Here is a 5,320-nt window from a genome sequence, read left to right as displayed (position 1 = left end):
GCAAACCGCGCGTGCTCGGCGCGAATGCTCTGAGGCAACGCGACCTTGATCTCGCATCCAATAAAGCTCGACGCCGACAGCGCGCGAATCCATCCCGACCTTACGCGCAATGTCAGCGGTGCTCCATGCGCCCGCGCGAATAGCGTCCACGATGCGGTCGCGGTTAGTGAGCAACACAGGCCTCACGATGATGGATGGCTTTCGAGCGGGTCGCATCGCGACTGGGGCGGTTAGAGCACGTGACTGCTCATTGCCGTCGTTGGCCCCGTCACTGACAGGGGTTTGACCAGAATCTGACTTGAGGCCCCTTCGGGGGCCTTCTTTTTTGGGTGATTCACCCGCGTGCACACTACGCGCGGGGTCGCGTTATGCGCAATCGTATAATGGGTGCCTGTCGCCTATTTGTCGTCGGCGTAGTTTTTCGGCGTCCGGCGCTTGCCCTCGCGGGCGCAATAAGGGCGGGATGCAAAATGCTCATTATCACCACGCTCTCGTGCCGTCAATAGACTTTTTCCGCATTAATCCCGAAGTCGATGGTCTTAAAATGTACTGCCAATCTGTAGAGTGCATTGTAAATAAGCCCCTCGTCATTCGGCCGCCACGGGCGCAGGTCGCAGCACAGGTCCGCCATGACAGACGGCGCGCGGTGGATTATCGTCACCAGCACCGCGTCCGCGTCCTGGCGACGGCGCTTGGCGAGAGCAACCGCCGCTGCACGCTGATCGTCGGTCAGCCTGTCGCCGTCGCTAGGCCCGCTCACAAGCCCGGTGGCAGGCGCATCTATCGCGGCGCGGTATTGCCTCACCACGGCTCCGTATTCGACGCCAGCGGCGTACATGCCGGGTTTGACGCGCTGTCTCTGGCAGTAATCCCATAGAGGATCGCCAGCGCGCTTATCGTCGGTATCGTCAAGCGCGCGGCGATGCGGCTGGGCGCGCACCACAGCCATGATGCTTTCGCGCTCGCGCGCCTCGGCAAGGGCGCTGAGACGCTGCTCTTTGACGGGATCTGCCGGTACGCGTTCGCCGGCCGGCGGCGGTCGGCGATAGGCGCGCTTTCCCGGCGGGCAGACCGTCACCGGCGGTAGTTCGTCAGTCATGGTGAGCACGGTTCCCCCAAATGACGGTTCAAAGCCGAGAATGTATGATGAAAAGCGTGGTGCGCCTCAGGGAGAAACGTCCGTGCGATATGGCGGCTCAGCGGTTCCGGAATTTTCGCGATCATGGCGCTGGCGAATTTGCGTTTTGTCCCGATATGGTCGCGAATATCGCGCTCACTACGCTTGATCTTGACGCCTTCGACCATCGAACCGAATTCGTGGGCGTTGGCGACGTTGAAGCCGATTTCGGAAAGCTTTATTCCCGGACGTTTCAGGCCGTTAATTTCGTTTCCGGGGTTGGTGCGTCGGACGCTCGCGGTTTGAAAACTTCCCCCATTGCCATCAAACCGAAAAGATGGAACCTTAACGCCTTGGATCGTGGGGGGCATGAGGGCCGGCACGTCTCCCCATAAATAGTAACTCCCGAAGTTCCAACGCGAGCAACCAACCCACGGGATGGCGCCGCGGACATTCTCGACGACCAGCGGGATATACCGGCCGGCCGCGTCGCACGCCTCGCGCTGAAGACGGAAACAGGCGTTGAACAGCGCAAGCTCTTTCGCCAACAATGCGGGATCGGCCCGGACCTTTGCCGCGAGCGCCTTCGCTCGGGACCAGGGCATCGCCGTATAACTAAAAAATTGGCACGGAGGGCTCGCCACAATCAACGAAACGTCCTTGAATTGCGAGCCGTGAAGAGTGAGCACGTCCTGGATCACAAGTTGCGCCGGATAGCGATGCTCGCCGTAGACATGCTGCTCGATGTCAAACCCGATAACGTCGAAGCCCTCGGCGAGCAGGCCAGATGTCCAGCCTCCGAGCCCGCAGCAAAGGTCGATGGCGAGCGGCTTGCCAGTCACGCGGCTCTCTCCCGCTCGGCTAGACGCATATCATTCCAATCGACGCGCTCGCCGGTATCCCAATAGGCCGGCAAGCGGACCTCGGCGCGTATGCGCTTTTCCAGCGGCACCAGCGCTAGCCGCCGAGCCAAAGAATACGCCGCCATCTGCCCGGTGTAGCTCGCGTCATTATCGCCGAATATGATGAGGTGCTTGCACTCCGGCGGCGGAACGAATTTGACCAACTCGACGTACCCGACGCAGGCCCAAACCGGAACGCCGTGAATGAGCGACGCAGACATTGCTGTTTCCAGACCCTCAGCGACGCCCATATCTTCAGCCGCCGGCCCGAGCTGCACAGCGCCGCCGGCCGGTATCTCGCCCCGCCACATTTTGCGCGCGACCTTGACGCCCGGCATCCACGGCTCGGGTATCCACGTCCGGTGCAACACCGCTCGCTTTTTGTCCGGCGCGACAAACTTTGCCAGCAGACACGGCATGAGGCGCCGAACTGTCGTTCCTTCTTCAATCAGCGGCAGTTCATCCACGATCCGCAGAGAGGCCGGCCAGACGGCCATGTCTATGCCTCGGCTACGAAGGTAGCGCGATCCCGCGTCATGGCCATCCAGCGGCGTTGCGCGCTTCCACAACGCGGCCATTTCCTCTTTCGCCTCGGGTGCCGTGTCGCGTTCAACTTTAGGAACGTTGATCGCGGCCGCGCCGACAAGCGGCCGGATCAATTCGAGCGCGCTCTTGAAATCGACGCCACGCATTTTCATAACGAGATCGATGCCTGTTCCGGCGCCACAATGGTTGCAAAAAAACGTTCCGCGCCCTTCTTTGTCGTCGAAACGGAAGCTATCAGACTTCGGCCCGTTGCGGCATATCGGGCACTCAGTCCGCTTGCCCGATATTTGCACGCCATTCAGCCCGAGCGCGGACAGTATCCCGCGCCAGCGGCCCTGCGTCTCGGCCTTCAAGTCGAAGCGCTCACGCTGCATCGGCGAGCGCCTTTCCGTCTTCGGCCGTCGCCGTGGCCACCCGCTTTTTGGCGTCCTGAGACTTCGCCCATTTAATGCGCTCGGCGTGAAGCCACGAGGAAAGCTCAGGCGACGGCGACGCGGCCAGTGGCGAAAGCCCTCGCGGCCAGACACCAAAAATGGCCTTGTATTTTGCCAAGACGAATTTCTCGGATTTCCCACTTCGTGTCGCCACGCCCCATAGCTGCGAAAACACCGCTTGTTTGCCCTGCGTTCTCAGCCGCTCGATAGCTGGCGTCGCCTTCGCTTTCGGCGCGGCCGGCGTCCCCAGTTCAACCAATTCTCCATCCACAGTCCGCACGTCGGACTGGCGTTTGGCTTCTAGCCCGCAGCCGTCACACACCCTCACGCGGGCCGGAATAACGTTCCCGCAACCGGCACACTCACGCGGCAATGGCTCGGATTTCTGCTTACCTTCCCGCGCCTCGGCTTCGTCGCTCTTGCCGGTGCGCAGCGTTGTGCGGCCAATCTCTGTCGGCAAGCCCAGGCGAAGGCAATTTCCTGCGTGGTCGAGAATCAGGCAGCTTTCCTTGCCGGACTCATTCCTCAAGCCGCGCCCTATTTTTTGCACGTGACGGATTTCGCTCTTGGTCGGAGCCGCGTCCACGATGCACCGGCATGTCACGTCAATTCCGGTAATCATTGTCGCCACCGAGCAAATAATCTTGAACTCGCCGGCCGCGTAGCGCTTCAAAACATCCAGCCGTTCCTCACGCGGCGTTTCGCCGTCCACGTAGGCAGACGGTACGCCAGCCTCGTTGAATTGCTCGTGCAGCGTCGCCGCGTGCGCCCTGTCCACGGCGAACAACAGCGTCGGCCGCCCCTCAGCTTTTTCGAGCCATGTCGTCACCACGTCGGCGACGATTTCTTTCCCGGACATGAGGCTGGAAAGCTCGCCCTCGTGGTACTCGCCGGCGACGGTTCGCACGCCCGAGAGGTCCGGCTTGGCGGCCGCTAACACCCGGAATTTGCACAAATCGCCGGCCGCGATCAGATCGGCCAGCGTCGTCGGGACGATCAAATCATCCCAGATTTCGCCCATGCCGCGAGACCAAGGCGTTGCAGAAAGCCCGAAAAACAACACATCCGGCCGTGTCGCAACCCATCGGTCGATGGCCTTGAACCTGATATGAGCTTCATCGACGATGACGAACTTTACCTCGGGAAATCCTCGCCGATCCACGGTTTGGACGCTGCAAATTTGCAGCGGTGCGGCTGGCCTTCGCCACGGATGATCGGCCTGCATGACGCCCATGTCTCCGGGGCTAATCCCATTCTCAACGAACCGCGTAAACGTCTGATCTATAAGAGATAATTGCGGTACAACGAAGGCGCATCGGTTGCCCTTTTCGAGCGCCCCGGCCGCCATGTGCGCGCCCAAAATCGTCTTGCCAAATCCCGTTGCCGCTTGGAGCACAATCCTACGTTTTCCAGCCCGCAGCGATGACTTTAATTGATCCATCGCAGCCTGTTGCAACGGCCTCAGCGGGAAAAGTTGGTTGGTCATGCCGCCCTCCCGCCGTTAATTGACATTTTCTCAACGTTGTTTGCCTCGCGGAGAGTAGGTTCTAACCTTCCACCAACTGACCTCTCAGAAATACCTTCTTCCGGGCTAGAGTTCTTTCCTTCCTCCTTCCTCTGCGAGCTAGCTTCCGATATTCGGCGAAGTTTGGCTTCATTATCTGTCCTAGCCTCACCACAGCTTCCGAAGCTCCCGGACTTGACGGGCGCAAACTTACTCCCTGGTGGCGATTTGAACGCCACGAACTTCCGAAGCTCATCGGTCTGTGGATATGATAGCTTCGGAAGTTTTGGGCGTTGAAAGCGGCAAAAGTTTCTAACCCCGCCGTACCGCGCGCCCGACACTTCGAACGCCATCACACAACCAAGCGAAACGAACTCGGCAAGGACTTCGTTCATGTCTACCGCGTTGGCCGGGAACAGCGTCGCCCTGAGTTTCAACGGCTTCCATTCGAATACGCCAGCGTCATCGCACTGCATCCAAAGCAGAGGCCATGCGGCCTTGCACGTCATGCTCATAGCCATGTAGGCTTCGTCGGTTGTGAGGCCCGGATGAATTGAGCGGATACGGCTCATTTGACGCCCGAGCCCATGCGAGGGCGAGAATATTTGACGGCGCTATCGCCCGCGCACTTAGGACAAAAATTCATGCCGCGCCCCTCTTCACCACAACCGGCGCTCTTGGGCAAAACCCAGCCCGCAAATGCGGCACGATCAAATCCGCTCGTGCTATGTCTTGGTGATGCGCGCCGGGTCGGCTGGCCTTCGCGCCCACGTCGTCAAGCAACGTGGCGAACGCAAACATCATTGCCGCTCGCACA

The 5,320-nt window shown here is 60.2% G+C and carries 5 protein-coding genes; all 5 read right to left on the bottom strand.

Annotated elements, in window-relative coordinates:
- Positions 1 to 499: 499 nt before the first annotated feature.
- The 5 genes from VN623_RS06605 to VN623_RS06585 are packed head-to-tail and all read right to left on the bottom strand — an operon-like array spanning position 500 to position 5,075.
- The gene (locus VN623_RS06605) at positions 500 to 1,099 is read right to left on the bottom strand and encodes a hypothetical protein (RefSeq protein WP_325569351.1); all 600 of its coding nucleotides are present in this window, start codon (positions 1,097 to 1,099) and stop codon (positions 500 to 502) included.
- Positions 1,096 to 1,959 (bottom strand): DNA cytosine methyltransferase, encoded by an 864-nt coding sequence (locus VN623_RS06600; protein WP_325569349.1) that lies wholly within the window; start codon positions 1,957 to 1,959, stop codon positions 1,096 to 1,098. Before VN623_RS06600 ends, VN623_RS06605 begins: the two co-directional genes overlap by 4 nt.
- On the bottom strand, positions 1,956 to 2,939 hold the full coding sequence (locus VN623_RS06595; RefSeq protein WP_325569347.1) for a DUF7146 domain-containing protein: 984 nt from the start codon (positions 2,937 to 2,939) through the stop codon (positions 1,956 to 1,958). Before VN623_RS06595 ends, VN623_RS06600 begins: the two co-directional genes overlap by 4 nt.
- Entirely contained in the window at positions 2,929 to 4,485 is a 1,557-nt protein-coding gene (locus tag VN623_RS06590) for a DEAD/DEAH box helicase (protein ID WP_325569345.1), read from the bottom strand. Before VN623_RS06590 ends, VN623_RS06595 begins: the two co-directional genes overlap by 11 nt.
- Positions 4,482 to 5,075: a hypothetical protein gene (locus tag VN623_RS06585; RefSeq protein WP_325569343.1), complete on the bottom strand. Its 594-nt coding sequence runs from the start codon at positions 5,073 to 5,075 to the stop codon at positions 4,482 to 4,484. Before VN623_RS06585 ends, VN623_RS06590 begins: the two co-directional genes overlap by 4 nt.
- Between the last annotated feature and the right edge of the window lie 245 nt (positions 5,076 to 5,320).

Origin of the sequence: Hyphomicrobium sp. (assembly GCF_035572195.1) — a bacterium.
Taxonomy (GTDB): Bacteria; Pseudomonadota; Alphaproteobacteria; order Rhizobiales; family Hyphomicrobiaceae; genus Hyphomicrobium_B.
The sequence above is the reverse complement of the archived record's forward strand: the minus strand, read 5'-3'. Positions and strand labels throughout refer to the sequence as shown.

Excerpts from the sequence above, each read along its gene's own strand:
- VN623_RS06605 (WP_325569351.1), bottom strand. The coding sequence starts at position 1,099 with ATGACTGACGAACTACCGCCGGTGACGGTCTGCCCGCCGGGAAAGCGC.
- VN623_RS06595 (WP_325569347.1), bottom strand. The coding sequence starts at position 2,939 with ATGCAGCGTGAGCGCTTCGACTTGAAGGCCGAGACGCAGGGCCGCTGG.
- VN623_RS06590 (WP_325569345.1), bottom strand. The coding sequence starts at position 4,485 with ATGACCAACCAACTTTTCCCGCTGAGGCCGTTGCAACAGGCTGCGATG.
- VN623_RS06585 (WP_325569343.1), bottom strand. The coding sequence starts at position 5,075 with ATGAGCCGTATCCGCTCAATTCATCCGGGCCTCACAACCGACGAAGCC.